This is a genomic window from Mucilaginibacter sp. (assembly GCF_039921305.1).
Taxonomy (GTDB): domain Bacteria; phylum Bacteroidota; class Bacteroidia; order Sphingobacteriales; family Sphingobacteriaceae; genus Mucilaginibacter.
The window spans coordinates 90,191-109,050 of record NZ_JBDSCA010000015.1; the positions used below are offsets into that span (position 1 = coordinate 90,191).

Genomic DNA, 18,860 nt, shown 5'->3' on the forward strand with positions numbered 1-18,860 from the left:
TACCCGTAAGCTTAGGCCCGGGTGTTGTTTATCTGTACCAGGTTAATCTTAATCCTTCAATTCAACCTCCTTCCCGTTTATGGTATAGTTTAAACCATGAATAGTTTTTATAATTTCAAGCGCTTCCTTTATATCATCCGAACTTGAAAAATGTATGGTTGTAATTATATCTTTCATTTTTTCACGGTCGTATTTTACTTTTACACTATATACGTTTTCAATAGTAAGCACCAGATCCTCAAACGGAACATCGTACAGGTTAACCTCGCGGGCTTTCCACGCGGCTACCTTATGCGAGTTGATAGGGCGCGCATTATGGAAGCTGGTTTTTTGATTGTAGATGATCTCTTTATCCGGGCTTATCATACCAAAGCTCTGCTTTGTATTACCCACTTCAACTAATCCGGTTACAACGGTTATGCGTACATCATTCAACTTTTTATAGTATTTAATATTGAAGCTTGTACCTAAAACCTGGGCATGCATATCTCCATAATGCACTACAAAAGGATGCTTTGGATTATGCCGGATATCAAAAAAAGCCTCACCATTTACCAACTCTACCGATCTGATCTTACCAAATACTGCGGGATACGCCAGCGTTGAACCCGAGTTTAGCCAAACCTTTGATCCATCCGGCAACGACACTATCGATATATGCCCTCTATCAGCAGTTACGGTGATCAACTTTTGCGATTGATTACTATAAAAAAATAAAAAACCAATAGCACAAACCAGTAAAACAGATGCCGCTAAAGCATAAATTACCGTTTGATGCTTAAAAAAATATCCAGTCCCGTTAATTTGCAGGTGGATATTTTTGAGCATGTCTTTTTCAATGGCAGCCATTGCATGTTCATCATACAAGTGATCGTCGCCATTTATTGGAGCTCTATCAGGTTTAGCCTTTTTAAACATTTATATATTAAATTTAGGTTTGAAACACGCACTGCAGAGGTGGTATTTGCCTTTTGTATACTAATACAAGTAAGTTGGGCAGAGGTACCAGATTTATTTTAAAAAAAATAAAAGAGTGCAATAATGCACACAGCTGTGCGAAGAATTTTTAATGCGGTTGACAGTTGATTTTTCACTGTACGGGGGGCAATATTGAGGGATTGGGATATTTCACTAATTGATAAATGCTGATAACGGGACAATACAAACACCCGTTGCATTTTATCAGGCAGTAATGTTACGCGGTTTTGCAATGTTTGGGCAAGCTCTTTAGCCAGGTAATCATCTTCAACAGTATAAACCGGATCACGTTCAATTGTTTCTTCTGAATAATGCCTTCTTACTTCGGCCTTTTTATAAAGATTGGTAATACCGTTTTTTAGCGATGTAAAAAGGTATGAGACATGGAACCGGCTAACTTCGATGTTCTCCTTATTGTTCCAGAAACTTATAAACACATTCTGAACCAGGTCTTTTGCATCATCAACCGAACCTGTTGAGCGATAAGCCATGTGGTATAATGGCCTCCAATTGTCTTTATAAAACTTATCGAACGCTTTTATATCACCTTTTTGAATTAAAACTATTAATTCTTCCTGAGACATCTGATCTATAATTAGGTCGCATTTATTGCCATCAGGTTTTGGGGCAATAAAGCAATAATTGGTAGTTATAAATATCAGGATATATTGAGGAGAGGGTATTATGCGCTTTTGGCATTTTACTCCGTGAGTTATACCAAAACATAAAGTAAAAAGAAACAGACTTGCTTATAATTATCAATAATTGAACATCTTTTGTCAATTATTAAAAACCTTCAATTGATCTTCTCTTTATTATTGTAAACAATTATATAACCTGTTTACCATGAAAATTCCTGCATTGTTCAGGCGCGTTACGCGTTCTGGATGGGCTGTTCTAATACGTGTTGACGTAGGGGCGGCACCTTCATAATTTATCTTTCTACAGGCATCGTCTGCACATCATTGCTTTCTATCCAACCACTTCACTAACCAAAAACCAATTATATATGAACATTTTTACTTTTTTTAAACGCTGTCAGCTAATACTGATAGTCCTTTTAATTGCCTGGCAGGCTAAGGCCCAAACCCCTGCCTTCCCGGGTGCTATGGGCTTTGGCAAATTTGCTCCCGGTGCTCGCGGTGCTGCCACCAGAGAAGTATATGTAGTTACCAACCTTAACGACAGCGGTACCGGATCTTTCAGAGATGCGGTGAGTAAATCAGGGCGCATTGTGGTATTTGCAGTGGGCGGTATCATTCGGTTATCAACCGATCTGGCCGTTGCATCAAACATTACCATAGCAGGCCAAACCGCCCCCGGTGATGGCATTGTATTTTTTAACAAAGGCATAAGTTTTACCGGTGCCGATAATACCATTTGTCGCTTTTTAAGGGTACGCCTGGGCGCTACCGGTAATTCAGGAAATGACGCAACCGGTTTGGCTCATGGCAGAAACATTATTTTCGACCACCTTTCGGTTTCATGGGGTATGGATGAGAATTTTTCTATCAACTGGGATAACAAGGGCAACTCGCCTGATAATATCACCATTCAAAATTCCATTATCGGTCAGGGTTTATTCAGAGAAAACCATTCGGCCGGAGGGCTTATCCAAACACCTGATGGGGGCAGGGTAAGCTTGCTCCAAAATTTGTATATGAGCAATAAAACCCGTAACCCAAAAGTAAAAGGTGTAAATGAGTTTGTGAACAACGTGGTTTACGATTGGGGTAATGGCCATCGTTTAGATCAGGATTTTAATTATGACTGGGCTGGCGATGCCTATATTATGGGTGGTTCGGCAGGTGTGTCTGAAGTGAATGTGATCAATAATTACTTTTGCGGCGGGCCTCTTACACCATCAAGTAAAACTACACCATTCTCTCGCGGAACCGGGACATTTAATATCTATGGTTCGGGCAACTACTTTGATAATAATAAGAACGGAATTTTAGATGGCGCGGTAGTGCCGTTTGACACTGTAGGGTATCCCGGCATAACCGGCGATGCATTTAAACAACAGCCTTTCGCTTACCCAACGGCAAATCCGATCATGACCGCCGAGCAGGCTTACCAGCATGCCATAGATAGCGTTGGTGCATGGTATCCACGCCGCGACCAGGTTGACAGCTTGATGATTAGCGAAGTGGCATCTAAAGGAACTAAAGGCATGTATGTGTACCGCGAAACCGACCTGCCATTTTCTAATGGCGGCTTAGGCAATATTTTTGGTGCTCCGGCCCCGTTAGATAGCGACAGCGACGGTATGCCAGATGCGTGGGAAACTGCTCATGGCTTAAATAAGAATGACAAATCGGATGCTATTGCTTTCAGTACAGAAGATCCGCGATACCTGAATATTGAGGTTTATATCAACTCATTGGTAGATAATCCGCCACCTGTATTTGTTAAGCCGCCTACTGGTTTGGCGCTAACCGCTACCTCGCAGGAAGTACCAGCCGGTAGTACAGTAAAATTAACATGGACAGATAACTCAACCAATGAAACCAGTTTTGTTATAGAGCGATCTGCTAACGGCACTACCTTTACCGATGTTGCCCATCCTAACGCTGATGCCACCACTTATTCGGATAACATAGGCCTTACTCCAAATACAACTTACTATTACCGTGTAAAGGCTGTTAATGCAACTGATGTTTCGGCATATAGTTCCATCGTATCTATCACAACGCCACCCATTCCATCGGCACCAGCTGTCACAGCTAATCCAACACCTGTAAATGGGTTCCAGTATGCGGCTTTAACCTCAGGTAAATTGCCCTTAAAATGGACGGGCAGTACCAACACCGTAACTTACTCGGTGTACCTGGGTACCGATCCGGCCAACTTAATTAAGCAGGCCGATGTTGCCTATGCAGTGGCTCCATCCTATACTACAGGTGTGTTATTAGATAATACAACCTATTATTGGCGTGTTGACGCGGTAAATACCAAAGGCTCGGCTGTAGGTCAGGTTTGGTCGTTCCGTACGCCACCAATTATCCCGCAAGGTTTGGTTGGCTATTATGCTTTTGATGAGCCGCTTGATGCGGGAACAAGCCAGGTTACAGACTCTACCGCCTACGCCAATACCGCTACAATAGGTTTGGATGCTGATAATCAAAGTGTACGTATCACCGGTAAATTGAAAAACGGACTCGATTTTGCCACTGCCGATCCAAGTATCTATGTGGTACGCATCCCTAATCAGGATCAATTGTACCTGGATAAAAGTTCATTTTCTGTTTCGTTTTGGATGAAAGCACCTGCAACGTTGCTTCCTCAGGATAATAATACCAGTGCCTATTTGCTTTGTAAAGGCTCTATCACCAAAAACGCCACAACTGGCGCGTTAGGCAAAAGGTTTGACATAGAATTTAAAAACAAACAGATCCGATTCGCGATAGATGATGATAACGATGCAGGCGGAGGCGGGAAAGACGAGTTGCAGGTTAACGCGATTCCTTTCTTTACCAATAGCTGGGTACACGTTGTGGTTGTTCGCGATGTAACCAACAAAAAGCTATTGATGTACATGAACGGTGCTTTGGCTGGGTCTGTAGCCATTACCAAAGCCAACTCAGGCATTGGCGAGGCAAGTGCCCTGGTACTTGGCAATATTGGTGAGTTGGAGTTTTTAGCCACAACTAATAAACCTGCGCCGTACAAAGGTATGCTTGATGAAGTAAGGATATATAATTATGTACTCACTACGCCACAGATAACCGCGTTGGCCAGTGTGAAAAACACGCAAGCTATTACATTTGCTGCTATTGACGACAAAAAAGTAGGCGTTCCTGATTTTGATGCGCAGGCTACTGCAAGCTCAACCCTGCCCGTAACGCTAAGTAGTTCGGATACAACAGTGGCCACCATAATAAGCGGAAAGATTCACATTAAGGCGGCAGGTACATCAACCATTACAGCAAAACAGGCTGGCGACGCAAATTATAATGCAGCTCCAGCCGTAAGCCAGCCATTAACAGTAACTAAATACGATCAAACCATCACCTTTAACCCTTTACCTGTAAAAACAGTAGGAGATACCGCTTTTAGCGCCGGCGCTACTACAAGTTCAGGTTTGCCGGTAATACTCAGCAGTTCGGATACGCTGGTGGCTATTACCAATGCGAACGGCTATATTTTTGCGCGCCATCCCGGAACGGCAATTATTACTGCATCGCAACCAGGTAATGTTAAGTTTAATGCTGCTGGCAGCGTAAGTCAGCAACTTATAGTGAACAAACAATCGCAGATCATCACCATTGCTCCGCTTCCTAACAAAACACTAGGCGATGCCGACTTTGATCCCGATGCGAAAGCAAGTTCGGGTTTAACTATTACGTACTCAAGTTCGGATACCCTGGTAGCTGCAATATTTAACGGGAAGGTGCATTTAAAAAGCGCCGGTACAGCCATTATTACGGCTACACAAACCGGAAATGAGTTTATTGATACCGCTACGGCTGTAAGCCAACAACTTACAGTATTTGGAAGACCACAAACCATTACCTTTAATCCACTGCCAGCCAAAACTATTGGCGATGCCGATTTTACGCTTTCGGCGACTGCAAGCTCTGGTTTGCCGGTAACATTTAAAAGTAGTAATGATCAGGTTGCGACCGTAGTTAACGGTACTGTACACATTACCGGGGCAGGTACCGTATCATTTAAAGCAATACAAGAGGGCAACTCTCAATTTGCTTTCACTTCCTTAACCCAAACCCTAATTGTGCGCGGCCTTAATATTCAGATATTAGCTCAGGATGGCGATAACGGACAGTTAAGTAATAACAACATCAAGCCATATCTTAAAATTGTAAACAATGATTCCCTTGCTGTTGCATATAACCAACTAACCGCACGTTACTGGTTTACTGCCGAAAATTTTGCCGGCATAAACACCTGGATAGATTATGCTCAAATGGGTAATAATAACATCAGCATGAAGTATGTTACTTCTGATCAGCCAAGAAATGGAGCTTTAGGTTATATTGAATATAGCTTTACAACCAATGCTACACTTGCTGCTCATGGTAATTCGGGGCCAATCCAAACAAGGCTCGCCAATAAAGATTGGTCGAATTTATTAGAAGCTGATGATTATTCTTATCAGGGTAACCCAAGTAGTTATACAGCCAATCCGCATATTACCCTTTACCGTAATGGGCAATTAATATACGGTCAGGAGCCTGTGGTTACCCCGGCAATAACTAAGGTTAATGTAGCCTATCAAAGTCAAAACTCCGGCAATAATACCATCAGTACTTATCTTGCTTTAAATAACACGGGGAATACTCCACTTAATTATAGCGATATTAAAGTAAGATATTGGTTTACAAAAGAAGGAACAGCAGGATTAAATTATTTTATTGATTATGCTAAGTTGGGTAACAATATGGTTAGCGGGAGGTTCGTATCCTTATCGCCGGTATTGACCAATGCAGATACCTATTTTGAGCTATCGTTCAATGCATCTGCCGGAACCTTAAATCCGCTAAGTACATCAGGCAATGTTCAGTACCGCATTAGTAAAACTGATTGGTCTGCATTTAACATGACCAATGATTTCTCGTATTTACCACACAGTGCAATGCAAGAAAACAGCAACATCACTGTTTACTACCAGGGCCAGTTGATTTATGGAACGGAACCAAGCGGATACAGTGCGTTTGGAATTGGTAACTCAATGGCTTCTGCTGTTCAGGATACCAAGGTTTCAACAATTGTATTACCCGAGAACATTGTTCTTTACCCTAATCCTTTAACTACTAAACAGTTCTCAGTTAAACTGACTTCTGACCTGTTGAATAAGGATATTGACTTAAAGATAGTGGACTCGTTTGGCAAAACACTTCAAACCAATTCTTTCCATGGGAATGACGGATCGTTAAACGTTGCGTTAAACGGCAACTACATGCCTGGCGTTTACTTTGTTCAGATCAATAATCAATCTATGATACGATTGCTGATCAATCACTAATTAACTATCCTATTTTCGGTAAAGGGGAGAAGTATCGGATACTTCTCCCCTTTTTTATACCTTATCTTTTATTTAATAGTGTGTAATGGTTAAGTTATACATGGTAACCCTTCCGCCATCTGTACTGTTTGGGAACAGACCATCGTTAGGTGTATGCTCTTGCACGTAGTCGCCAGCCGCAAAATGTACCTGAACGCTTGATGAACTAAAGGCTGTTGGCACGGCATCTTGCCAGGTTGATGTGGTGCTACTACCACCCGGAGGGGTTGTGATCACATTAAAATAGATTGTAGCTCCGTTGGTATAGATAGAATAATAGATTTTTGTACCAGTTGATATGCCAGAAATCAAATTCTGTTTATGGTATATACTAGCCGTTAATGATTGCTTGATCACCACCTGAATTATACCATCCTTTAAATGCAGCATCACAAACGGAACACCACTATAGGTATTACTGCAATGTATCTGACCGATGATGATATCAGCCGTATCAATTGGATGCCTGTTTACTACCAGGGTTGATTGAAGTTTTCCTTTTGCTGCCATTGTCCAATTAAGGGTTTCACGTAATTCTGTACGCGGATGATCAGAACCCTGACCGGGTGACGTTGTCGCACCATCCGTTGGACACCAGAATACCACCCCGTTATCTGAGCTGGTATAAAAATAAGATGATGTATACGTCGAATTTAAAACACTGGTTTTTATGGTGGTAGCGCTACCTGTATTACCGCCATTAGAATCAACGGGGACAGATAAGGACCATAATGAAAGATCAAGAATATCTTTAGGAAGCACCGTTGTTGTAAAAACACTGGTATTATTCTTCGCATCAAATGCGATATTAGTTTGACCAGCCGAAACTACATTAGCTTCGTTTTTTGAGCATGATGCTATTGCAAACGTTACAATAACGCTTGCAATACAATAAAACAGTTTTTTCATGATAGCTTGTTTTAAATGATGAAAATATAATTACCACCCCGGATTTTGGGCACTGAAAGGTATACCCGGATTAAGCGTTAACTCACCAATAGGTATAGGGAAAACAGTATCCCTTGCCGTAACATTTTTATAGGGCTGCGCGGCACTTGTGCGCCCGGTATAACCATAGGTTGAAGTGGCATTAGCACTTGGCGCCTGTACCGGGATAATGGCGGCCAGGTTTTGCATAACACTTAAAAATGTACCCCAACGCACAAGGTCAAGTTTACGGTGCCCTTCGCCACCTAACTCGCGCGAGCGCTCATCCATTATAGTTTGGCGGAACACGGCCTTACTTGAGTACTGTGCAGGCAATAGATCGGCATCTGTTAAGTTGGTAAGGGTTGCTGTAGCCGTTGCGCCACTACCTACACCATTGGCGCTGGTTATAGTAACCGTAGGCACGGATGTATAAAAGCTTCCCGGATCGGTAATGCTAATAGCTGTAACTTTACCGCTTGTTATTGTAGTGGTAGCTGTAGCGGTTTTGGTAGCGCCACCGCCTGTAATGGTAACAATTGGTGCCGCGGTATAACCGGTACCCGCGGTAGCTATGGTTATTGTACCCACAGTACGGCCTAATAGTACTGTTCCGTATGCCCGTTCTCTAACCTGGTTAACATAGCCCTCGTTAGTAGTTGTTGGGCCGTTAATTTCGTTATCTGCTTCGGCAAGCATCAATAATACATCGGCGTATCTAAGCAATGGCCAATTGGTTGGGCCAACGTTTTTAACGGTCATGTTACTTGGAGTTTGATAATTACGGCGCCATTTGGCAAGATAGCGGCCCCATATTGCTGTACTCAAAGTTGTTGCTGTTCCCTTGGCTGCGTCATTGCCCACATAGTAGTATGGGGTAATTGTCCAATCGCGTCTTAAGTCACCTTTACCAAATAAATTGTAATAGGTACCCAGGGTTTGATACTGGCCCTGCATAAAGCCAAAATCGATATTGGTGTTTTGCACACCAATTGTTGATCCAAAACGCTCGTAATTACGGTATACACCCGCTGCATCTTGATAAAATTCAACTTCCCAAATGCATTCTTTGATATCTTCTACGTCTTGACTTTCATTAATAAAAATTTGCTTGTAATCCGTATTTAAGCTATGAACTCCAGCGGTAACAACTTTTTGTGCCCAGGTTTGAGCCTGCTGATAATAAGAGGCATCGCCCAGGCGGCCGGCGGCATGTAAACACACTCTTGCTAAAATACCTTCGACACCTGTTTTTGATATTCTACCGCAATTATTCCAAACAACTGATGTTTTGACCAAGCCCTCGGCGGTAGTCATATCCTTAATAATTTGGGTATAAACCTGCTTTTTAGGAACACGCGGATAGTTAATGTCCGTTACGCTACTTGTTGGTTCCAGCTTTAGCGGAACATCGCCCCAGTAACTTACCAATATAAAAAAGTAATAAGCCCTCAAAAACAAAGTTTCACCCTTGATCTCGTCCTTTACGGACTGCGCCACCGGAGATCTATCCAAACTGGCTAATAACAGATTAGCACGTTCAACACCTTCGTACAGATCATTCCAACAATTGGTAAAGTTGGCGTATGATGAGTTTGAATTATAAGCAGAGGCAGCTACCGAACTCGAGCTCCGGATATAATATTCATCATTTGAAGCATTAGCTTCCAAAGATAAAAACCTCGAATAGGTTGCCTCGTCAGAATTGCCCAATTCGGCATACACAGCCATTAAAGCAGCTGTCAATTGGTCGGCTGTGCTATAATAAGTTTGTGGAGCCACAGAATCCTGAGGAAGCTGGGTTAAAAATTTTTTACATGATGTTAAACCACTTAAGGTTATGATCAACATCACTATTCCAATTCTCTTTTTCATTTGATATCTTTTATAGTATGCAACTATTGTATGTATTCTATTAATCGTTAAAACGTAATGTTCATTCCCAATGTGATTACTTTAGCCCGTGGGTAGGCCGAATAATCATACCCTGCGGTTAAAGCTCCGGGGTATGAATTAACCTCGGGATCTAAGCCTGAATATTTTGTCCATACGTATAAGTTTTGTGCCGATGTATATACCCTTACGCTTTTCACATTCACTTTTTTAACAAGCTTATTGCTAAAAGTATACCCCAGGTTCACTGTTTTCAATCGCAAAAACGAACCGTCTTCAACATCGCGCGAAGCATAAAAATTTGGCGCACTTCCACCAGCATTCGCCCTCGCGTAAGTATTGCTGGGATTATCAGGTTCCCATCGGTTTGCATAGGTAGCAAACTGATTAGCACCTACCGTAGCCGATACACCACCACCACCTTCTAAAAGAATGCGGTTAATATTCATGATCTGGTTACCGTATACAAACTGGAAAAATATATTCAGATCAAAACCTTTGTAAGTAAAGTTGTTAGAAAAGCCTCCAAAAAATTTAGGGTTGGGGTTACCGATAACCGTCAGATCGTTAACATCTATTACACCATCGTTATTAAGATCTTTAAATTTCCAGGCACCGGGGGTTTTGAGCGCGGTTGTTCCATATGTTGGCAAGCCGGGGTTTAACACATAAGTGCCTGGTGTTGGCTGTGTGTAATCGCTATTTTGATAAACACCATCAGAAACCAAGCCATAGAACATAGAAACCGGTTGGCCTATTTGAGCAATAAAGCCAGGGCTTGCTGCTATATTATTATTAGCCCATTTTTGGATGGTTAATAAATATGGTTGGCCCGATGTTAACTCTAAAACCTTGGTACGATTAAACGAAATATTGAACGAGCTTGACCAGTTGAAGTTTTTAGATGCTACGTTTACTGTAGATAGCAAGAACTCCAGACCCTTGTTTTGCGTTGCCCCAATGTTTTCATAAGCTGTAAGGTAGCCGGTTGTGCCTGGCAATGAAGCATTCAATAACAGATCGGTAGTTTTTTTATTGTAAACATCTGTTGTTAGAATTATCCGCGAGTTAAAAAATGCCAGATCAAGCCCAAGATCTGTTTCTGTTGTATTTTCCCATTTCAGGTTCGGGTTAGCCAGATTTAGCGGGTATGCTCCGCTGATATAGGTATTGCCCGGTGTATACGCGCCTCCGGCCCCCCCTTGTCCCAGCAAGGCATAGGCGGCTGTGGGCGGTACCCGGTTATTTCCAATAACACCATAGCTGCCGCGCAATTTAGCATCCGAAAGAAAGCTTATTTTTTTGGCAAATTGCTCTTCGCTGATGTGCCATGCTAATGCGCCGGAAGGAAAGTAACTCTGCTGATTATCTCCCAAAAATTTTGATGAACCATCGCTACGGAAACTTAAAGTGGCTAAATACCTCGAACTATAATTGTAATTAACACGCCCTAAAAAAGAGGCTAATGTATAGGCTGTTTTTGTACTTGCTATTGAAAACGCTGTACCTTGCGATAGCCCATTTATTCCTAAACTTTCGTTTGGAACCAATATAGCTCCGCCCCCATTGGTTGAGGTAGTGTTTTGACTTATGGTAAACCCTGCAACAACATTAACGGTGTGCTTTTTAGCGAATACCTTATTATAGGTAAGCGTATTTTCATTAACCAGATCGGTTACCTGAGTATTAAGTACCGAGCCATTAGGGCCGCCATTACCCAAAGGACTTAACGGGCTCCCTAAACGGCTTTGAGAATTATTAAACACATCATACTCTACATTACTTGAATTAATACCACCTGTAATTTTAAGCCTAAGCTCCGGAATTATGGAGTAATCAATAGCTGCGTTTGTAGTAAGTATTTTGGTAAAACGGTTACGCAATTCGTTTTGCAAAGTGAGCACAGGGTTCCACTGATAATTAGTTGATGAAACTACATCCTGATCCTGGGCTCCGGTAAGTAACGAGTTCAAATCTTCGTTAGGGCCTGCCAGGGGCCTGTAACGCCAGGCACTCACCAAAGTAGCGTCAGATGTTGAGTAATCTCCCCCTATCTGCCTTCCGTTGGTTTGCAGGTAACTATAGTTAGTATTAACGCTTACCTTAAGCTTATCAGTAACATTTTGATCTAATACAAATCGTCCTTGAAAACGTTTATAGCCGGATGCTATGATCGTACCGTCTTGCCCCAAATATGAACCGGATATAGAATATTTTGTATCCTTATTTCCTCCTCTGATAGAAAGCGCATGAGTTTGCATAGCAGCTTTACGGAAAATTTGCTTTTGCCAATCAATACCCGGAGCATCTTTATAACTCTCTAAACTCCGGGTTCCGGTAGGGTTAGCAACCGGGTAATAAATATCATATAGTTTACTATTGGCTAATGAGTCTACCTCTAACTGATACTTTACATAATTATAGGGATCCATTACAGCCACACTACCGGTATTTTGTTGTATGCCATAATAGCCCGAGTAAGTAACTACCGGGGCTCCGCTTTTACCCTTTTTAGTGGTAATAATAATTACACCATTTGCGCCCCTTGCACCATATATTGCTGTGGAAGACGCGTCTTTTAAAACCTCTATAGATTCGATATCAGAAGTTTCGATCGCGTTATTGGTATAATTCTCGATCGGAAACCCATCAACAACGTACAGTGGCGAGTTATCCTGCGTAACAGAATTGCCTCCCCTGATAACAATACCCGGTGAGTTGCCCGGTTGCCCATCCGGAGATGTAACCTGTACGCCAGATACCCGGCCAGCCAATGCATCATCAAATGATTTTACGGGAGCTTTGCTAAGGCCAGCAATATCAACAGTGCCTACGGTTCCGGTCAGGTCCCGGCGGCGAACCTCTCCATAACCTATCACAACAATTTCGTTCAGGTTGTTGGCTTGGCCCGTCATAGTCACATTCAGTGTAGTTTGCCCAGCAACCAACTCTTCAACAGTTGTGTATCCTATATAAGTGAATACAAGTATCGCCTTAGTATTATTAACCGATATTTTGTATCGCCCTTCAACATCTGTCGCTGTTCCTCCGGTTGCTCCTTTAACTCTTACCGCAACACCTATAAGCGCTTCGCCTTTGTCATCTTTTACAATACCGGCTACCTGTATCTTTTGCGCATAAGCCGATGAGATAAAAACAAGGAGTAAAATACCTGTTATAAGCCAGGGTTTAGTTTTTTGTTGTTTAATTGAATAATGATTTGTATCCGCTGTTTCCAATTTGAAAATTGGAAGAGAAAATAACCGCTCAAAAAAACAATTAACGCTACTTAGTTTAAGTAATTTTTTCTTTTTCATATATAATAAAGGCATTGGTTAATTGGTAAACCAATTATTGGTTAACCAAAAGTAATTATTAATAATTAAAAACCAAATCTTTTCAATCATTATCAGTTTTATTTAATTATAAAAAAGGAAATCAACTATAAAATAACCTATACAATAAAACTGAGCCTTATCAAGACAGCATTTTTATTTTGCAAAAGTAATTTGGTAATTAAAAAAATACTCATAATTTTGGTGAACCAATTATTGGTAATCCAAAAACATAACCAGTGAAAAACATTATTAAAAACATACAGGCACTTCAGGTTGAATCTCCCACAGATAAGATCATCCTTCAGTTAAAGCAATTAATTACATCCGGGCAATTAAAACCCGGCGACAGGTTACCTGCTGAAAGACAACTTTCGGAAAGGTTTGGTGTTGGCCGCAGTTATGTTCGCGAGGCCATATTAAAGCTTGAGTTTTACGGCTTGTTAAAAACATCACCACAAAGTGGCACCTATGTTTCTGGTTTAAGTATTAAGGTATTAGATAACCTGATCAGTGATATCATCAAGTTTAACAAAGACGATTTTAGCGCCCTGATTGAAGCCCGCTATTACATAGAACTGGACGCTGTACGTTTGGCGACCGAAAGACGGACAGCCGAAGACCTGCATGCCTTAAAAATAGCTCTTGCTGATTATGAGCTAAAAATATCACAGGGTTTAGATGCGGTTGAAGAAGACATGTTGTTCCATATCAAGATCGCGGAAGCTACCAAGAACTCGGTAATCGAATCGATGATGATCGCGCTCATCCCCGATCTGATCAGGAACATTATTGAGAACCAGATATGCGGTAAAGACCGTGGTAAACTGGCCATGAAAGAACACCGCGATATTTTAAGGGCGATAGAAGAGCAGGATATTGATGCTGCCGAAAACGCCATGGCTTCGCACCTTGACGAAGTTTTACAGGTGGCGCGCACAGCTTTTGCAGCTAACCAAATAGTTAATAAGCAATAGCCTACAATTGATATGAAATTTTCTCAAAAGCTATTTCTTGCGCTTTGTTTCTTGCTCTATACGGCTACTTCGCAAGCGCAAACACACCCAAACCTAATGCTGACGGCCGGTAATATTCCGGCTGTTAAAGCAGGCTGCAATGATTATCCGCTGCTCAAAAAATCCTATCAGGAAATTAAAGCTAAAGCCGATAAGGCGCTGTCCGAAAAAATGGATGTACCGGTACCCAAAGATGGAGCCGGAGGTTACACGCACGAACAGCATAAAAATAACTCCGCAAATATTTTAGCCTGTGGTACAGCTTTTCAGATCACCGGCGAGCCTAAATACGCGACCTATATCAAGAACATGCTTTTGTTGTATGCATCACAATACGAACAATGGCCAAAGCATCCCAAACAAAAAAGCAATCAAATACCTGGCAAATTATTCTGGCAATGTTTAAATGATTTTGTTTGGCAGGTAACCGTAATACAGGGTTATGATATGGCTTATAATGCTATCCCGGCGAACGACCGTGCTACTATTGAACAGCATTTGTTCGTCCCTATTATGAAATACTTTACCCAGGATTGTAAAGAAACTTTTAACCTTATTCATAATCATGGTACATGGTGTTTGGCTGCCGTTGGTATAACAGCCTATGTGATTAACAAGCCGGAATATGTAGAAATGGCGCTTAAAGGGTCTGACAAGGATGGCAAAACTGGCTTTTTAAAACAGTTAGATGAGCTATTTTCGCCGGAAGGATATTACACCGAAGGCCCTTATTATCAACGTTACGCCATAATGCCTTTTGTGATATTTGCCAAAGCGATACAGCAAAATCAACCATCGCTTAATATATTCAAGTACCGCAATAATATACTGGCTAAGGCCATTCATGCGGCTCTACAATCTACCTACACCACCGGTAATTTCTTTCCTGTTAATGATGCCATGAAGGATAAAAATTTCATATCTGATGAAATGGTATACGGTGTGGATATAGCTTATGCCGATATAGCACCAGAGGCGGATCTGTTAGATATTGCCCGTCAGCAAAATAAAGTGGTCGTTTCTAACGCGGGCTTGGCTGTGGCTAAGGCCATAGCAGAAGGTAAGGCAAAACCATTTAATTATAAAAGTACTTTTTTAAGCGATGGCGCCAAAGGAGAAGATGGCGGCTTAGGTATATTACGATACGGAAGCAATGCTTCGCAACAATGTTTATTATTAAAGGCAGCCAGCCAGGGTATGGGACATGGCCATTTCGACAGGCTGAACCTTTTGTATTACGATAACGGAGCCGAAGTGTTTTCTGATTATGGCTCTGCCCGGTTCATCAATATCGAATCAAAATTTGGTGGCGATTATTTGCCCGAAAACAAAACCTGGGCCAAGCAAACCATAGCGCATAATACCATTACGGTTGATCAAACATCGCAATATAACGCAAACCTGAAAAACGCCGAAGCCAGTCATGCAACCTTAGTTCATTTTGAGGTAAAAGATAACCTGCAAGTAGTTAGCGGCAGGGAGGACAAAGCTTACCCGGGCGTTGGCATGTTAAGGAGCAGTATCCTGTTTAAGCCCGAAGGGTATACCAAGGCATTGATGATCGATGTTTTCCAGGTAAACTCAACTGCAGAACATCAATATAGCTTACCTTTTTGGTATCAGGGCGTTATAACTGATGCATCTTTTAAATTTAGCGCGGCAACCACCGAGTTGAAGGCAATGGGTAAAGACAATGGTTTTCAGCACATCTGGCTTAATAGCGATAATAGCATTACTGATGAAAACAGTTATATCACCATGCTAAATGATAACCATTTTTACACTACACACTTTACCGGCACATCGCCATTACAGGTAAAGCTGGTAACCTTAGGTGCCGGCGACCCTAACATGAATTTGCGTAACGAACGCGGTTTTATATTAGAGCAAAAAAAGAGTGGCAGCCAAGCCTTCATCAGCATTACCGAAACACATGGTAAAACCGATCCAACTGCCGAAACCACAACAGGTGCCAAAAGTACAGTATCCGCATTAAAAGTAGTAAGTAATGATGCTGCCGGTACCACATTTACATTTACGGCAAAAGGCAAAAGCTATACCTGCAAATTGGATTATAGCAGTAAAGACAAATTTATCCAGATACAATAACACCAACTGATATGGCACAAAGCGATTTATTCCAGATAGAAACCGAGATAGAGTGGGAAGTGCCCGCCGAAAAGGTAAAAAGACAGGTATACGGCTACGATGATAAAATCATGCTGGCAAAAGCCCTGTTTGAAACAGGCGGCGTTGGTACACTGCACAAGCACCCGCACTCGCAGGTTACTTATGTAGAAAGCGGTGTTTTTGAAATGCAGATTGGTGATGAGAAAAAGATCATCAAAAAAGGTGACGGCTATTATGTACCACCCGAAGTTATCCACGGCTGCGTTTGCCTTGAAGCCGGTTTGCTTGTTGATGTTTTTAGTCCCTTACGGGAAGATTTTTTGTAACCATTTAGTACCAATAAATATGAGAAGAAGATTAATTGCTATACTATTACTGGTAGCAGGCACTTTACATGCCCAGGAACAAGTTCCGGATACTGCCAAAACTAAAAAGCAGGTAGCTACGCCAAGTGGCTATACCCGGCAAATTGATGCGGTTTACACCCATGTTGATAATTGGGATGGCCGGATGGATATTTACCTCCCTGCAAAGGGCAGTAAACCAACACCGCTGGTAATAAACATTCACGGTGGCGGTTGGAATCATGGCACTAAAGAAGAGCAAACTGGCTTCTCTGCATTTTTTAAGGCCGGATACGCTGTTGCAAATGTAGAATACAGGTTGGTTCAGGTAGCTAAAGCGCCGGGTGCTATCGAGGATATTCGCTGCGCGATGATCTATCTCATCAAAAATGCAAAATCGCTTAATATCGATGTTAATAAGATCGTTATATCTGGCGGCTCATCGGGTGGGCATTTGGCTTTGATGGGCGGCCTGCTTGCAAACGACCATAGGTTTGATACCAATTGCCCCGGAGTTGAAAATATTAAAGTTGCCGCCATTATTGATAAATATGGCATTACTGATGTTTGGGATTGGGGCTATGGTGTGATCAAAAGTAAATCGGCAATAAACTGGTTAGGAACGCATGCTACAGATAAAGATTTTGCCAATACGGTTTCGCCAATAGCTTATGTTAAAAAAAGCAGCCCACCAACTATCATCATCCATGGCAATGCGGATACTACGGTGCCCTACCAGCAATCGGTAAACTTACATCAGAAGTTTTTGGATGCAGGAGTTAAAACAGAGTTTATCCCTGTTGAGGGTGGCGGCCACGGCAAGTTTACTCCCGATAAGAACCGTGAACTGGATGCTGCTATTATGAAGTTTTTAAAAGAAGTGGGAATATAAGTGATGAGATATCTTTTAAAAGCCTGGGACTATAACATATGAAAATTAAAGGCTTACGCTGGTACATTATCGCCCTTATAGGGCTGGCAACGGTGATCAATTATATTGATCGCAGCGCCATTAACATTATGTGGCCATACATTTACAAAGAATTTGGCATTACTGATGCTGACAGCAAAAATGCGCTGGCATTAATAACCACCTTTTTTATGATAGCCTACGCCCTCGGTCAAACCGCCACAGGCAAAATAATGGATGCTATAGGCACACGTTTAGGCATGGCCTTTTCTATTTTAGGCTGGAGCATTTCAATAGCCTTGCATGCCCTGGCCAGAGGATTGTTATCTTTTAACATCTTCAGGTTTATGCTGGGTTTTAGCGAGGCTGGCAACTGGCCGGGTGCTACCAAAAGCAACGCCGAGTGGTTCCCCGCGAAAGAGAGGGCAATTGCGCAAGGTATTTTTGGCGCCGGGGCATCATTAGGTTCGGTTATAGCCGCGCCTATTATCGCTATACTTTTCATATCGCTGGGTTGGAAGCTTACATTCGCTTGTGTAGCCGTGTTGGGTATCATCTGGGTAATACCATGGTTAATCATCAATAAAAACACACCTGATAAACATCCCTGGATCACTAAAGAAGAACAGGAGTATATTCTTTCCATTAGCCCCAACAATACCACTATTATCCCCGAAACGGTATATACCTGGAAAGAGCTGTTAAAATTTAACAATACCTGGGGTATAATTCTGAGCAGGTTTTTTATCGACCCGGTTTGGTGGCTTTTTGTAACATGGCTACCTACCTTTTTAAAAGAGCAGTTTTTATTCGATATCAAGCAAATTGCAGGTTTTACCTGGATCCCTTATTTAATTGCCGCCTGCGGCAGTTTACTTGGCGGTTATTACTCCTCGTTGTATATTAAGCGTGGTAAAGATGCTGCAAAATCGCGCAAGAGCGCTATAACTATTGGTTGTGTGCTGATGCTTGGCGCCCTGATCGGAATTGTGCTCAACCTGTCGCAATTGAAGAGCCATCCCGGTTTAGCCATGTTCTTGATCAGCATAACGCTTTTCGGTTTCCAGTTCCTGATCAATAACCTGCAAACATTACCGTCAGATTATTTTAACGGTAAAAACGTAGGCACCGTTGCAGGCATGGGTGGCACGGCTGCCGTAATAGGAACCTTATTTACTACCTGGGCAGTACCGGTATTAACGCAAAACAGCTATACCTCGTTCTTTGTTCTGGGCGCTGCGCTGGTTCCGCTGGCCTGGTTATGTATTACATTCATTTCATCAAATAAATCAAAATCTTAAT

At 42.0% G+C, this 18,860-nt stretch carries 11 protein-coding genes; 6 read left to right on the top strand and 5 right to left on the bottom strand.

Annotated elements, in window-relative coordinates; translation table 11 throughout:
• Positions 1-48 precede the first annotated feature (48 nt).
• Positions 49-918 carry a FecR family protein gene (locus ABIN91_RS03295; RefSeq protein WP_348048412.1) on the bottom strand — a complete coding sequence of 290 codons (870 nt, stop codon included), beginning with the start codon at positions 916-918 and terminating at the stop codon, positions 49-51.
• Between the two features lie 98 nt (positions 919-1,016).
• Complete coding sequence (locus ABIN91_RS03300; protein WP_348048414.1) at positions 1,017-1,562, bottom strand: sigma-70 family RNA polymerase sigma factor; 546 nt, start codon at positions 1,560-1,562, stop codon at positions 1,017-1,019.
• 425 nt (positions 1,563-1,987) lie between these two features.
• Between ABIN91_RS03300 and ABIN91_RS03305 the strand changes: the two genes are divergently transcribed.
• The gene (locus ABIN91_RS03305) at positions 1,988-6,964 is read left to right on the top strand and encodes a cellulose binding domain-containing protein (protein ID WP_348048416.1); all 4,977 of its coding nucleotides are present in this window, start codon (positions 1,988-1,990) and stop codon (positions 6,962-6,964) included.
• 72 nt (positions 6,965-7,036) lie between these two features.
• On the opposite strand, the gene ABIN91_RS03310 is transcribed toward ABIN91_RS03305, so the two are convergent.
• The 3 genes from ABIN91_RS03310 to ABIN91_RS03320 are packed head-to-tail and all read right to left on the bottom strand — an operon-like array spanning position 7,037 to position 13,140.
• Positions 7,037-7,912 (bottom strand): polysaccharide lyase family 7 protein, encoded by an 876-nt coding sequence (locus ABIN91_RS03310; RefSeq protein WP_348048418.1) that lies wholly within the window; start codon positions 7,910-7,912, stop codon positions 7,037-7,039.
• Positions 7,913-7,942: 30 nt separating this feature from the next.
• Positions 7,943-9,805 carry a RagB/SusD family nutrient uptake outer membrane protein gene (locus ABIN91_RS03315; protein WP_348048420.1) on the bottom strand — a complete coding sequence of 621 codons (1,863 nt, stop codon included), beginning with the start codon at positions 9,803-9,805 and terminating at the stop codon, positions 7,943-7,945.
• A 47-nt stretch (positions 9,806-9,852) separates the two neighbouring features.
• Complete coding sequence (locus tag ABIN91_RS03320) at positions 9,853-13,140, bottom strand: TonB-dependent receptor (protein WP_348048422.1); 3,288 nt, start codon at positions 13,138-13,140, stop codon at positions 9,853-9,855.
• A gap of 257 nt (positions 13,141-13,397) precedes the next feature.
• On the opposite strand from ABIN91_RS03320, the gene ABIN91_RS03325 reads away from it, so the two are divergent.
• The 5 genes from ABIN91_RS03325 to ABIN91_RS03345 are packed head-to-tail and all read left to right on the top strand — an operon-like array spanning position 13,398 to position 18,859.
• A complete protein-coding gene (locus tag ABIN91_RS03325) occupies positions 13,398-14,135 on the top strand; it encodes a FadR/GntR family transcriptional regulator (RefSeq protein WP_348048424.1) in 738 nt (245 codons plus the stop codon).
• A 12-nt stretch (positions 14,136-14,147) separates the two neighbouring features.
• Positions 14,148-16,283 (top strand): heparinase II/III family protein, encoded by a 2,136-nt coding sequence (locus ABIN91_RS03330; protein WP_348048426.1) that lies wholly within the window; start codon positions 14,148-14,150, stop codon positions 16,281-16,283.
• 11 nt (positions 16,284-16,294) lie between these two features.
• Positions 16,295-16,630: a cupin domain-containing protein gene (locus tag ABIN91_RS03335; protein WP_348048428.1), complete on the top strand. Its 336-nt coding sequence runs from the start codon at positions 16,295-16,297 to the stop codon at positions 16,628-16,630.
• A gap of 19 nt (positions 16,631-16,649) precedes the next feature.
• Positions 16,650-17,540, top strand: a complete 891-nt coding sequence (locus ABIN91_RS03340) for an alpha/beta hydrolase (RefSeq protein ID WP_348048430.1) — start codon at positions 16,650-16,652, stop codon at positions 17,538-17,540.
• Between the two features lie 38 nt (positions 17,541-17,578).
• Positions 17,579-18,859, top strand: a complete 1,281-nt coding sequence (locus ABIN91_RS03345; protein WP_348048432.1) for an MFS transporter — start codon at positions 17,579-17,581, stop codon at positions 18,857-18,859.
• Position 18,860: the final 1 nt, after the last annotated feature.

Bases quoted from the DNA above. Each gene is read 5' to 3' on its own strand.
- ABIN91_RS03295 (WP_348048412.1), bottom strand. From the start codon at position 918: ATGTTTAAAAAGGCTAAACCTGATAGAGCTCCAATAAATGGCGACGAT.
- ABIN91_RS03300 (WP_348048414.1), bottom strand. From the start codon at position 1,562: ATGTCTCAGGAAGAATTAATAGTTTTAATTCAAAAAGGTGATATAAAA.
- ABIN91_RS03305 (WP_348048416.1), top strand. From the start codon at position 1,988: ATGAACATTTTTACTTTTTTTAAACGCTGTCAGCTAATACTGATAGTC.
- ABIN91_RS03310 (WP_348048418.1), bottom strand. From the start codon at position 7,912: ATGAAAAAACTGTTTTATTGTATTGCAAGCGTTATTGTAACGTTTGCA.
- ABIN91_RS03315 (WP_348048420.1), bottom strand. From the start codon at position 9,805: ATGAAAAAGAGAATTGGAATAGTGATGTTGATCATAACCTTAAGTGGT.
- ABIN91_RS03320 (WP_348048422.1), bottom strand. From the start codon at position 13,140: ATGAAAAAGAAAAAATTACTTAAACTAAGTAGCGTTAATTGTTTTTTT.
- ABIN91_RS03330 (WP_348048426.1), top strand. From the start codon at position 14,148: ATGAAATTTTCTCAAAAGCTATTTCTTGCGCTTTGTTTCTTGCTCTAT.
- ABIN91_RS03335 (WP_348048428.1), top strand. From the start codon at position 16,295: ATGGCACAAAGCGATTTATTCCAGATAGAAACCGAGATAGAGTGGGAA.
- ABIN91_RS03340 (WP_348048430.1), top strand. From the start codon at position 16,650: ATGAGAAGAAGATTAATTGCTATACTATTACTGGTAGCAGGCACTTTA.
- ABIN91_RS03345 (WP_348048432.1), top strand. From the start codon at position 17,579: ATGAAAATTAAAGGCTTACGCTGGTACATTATCGCCCTTATAGGGCTG.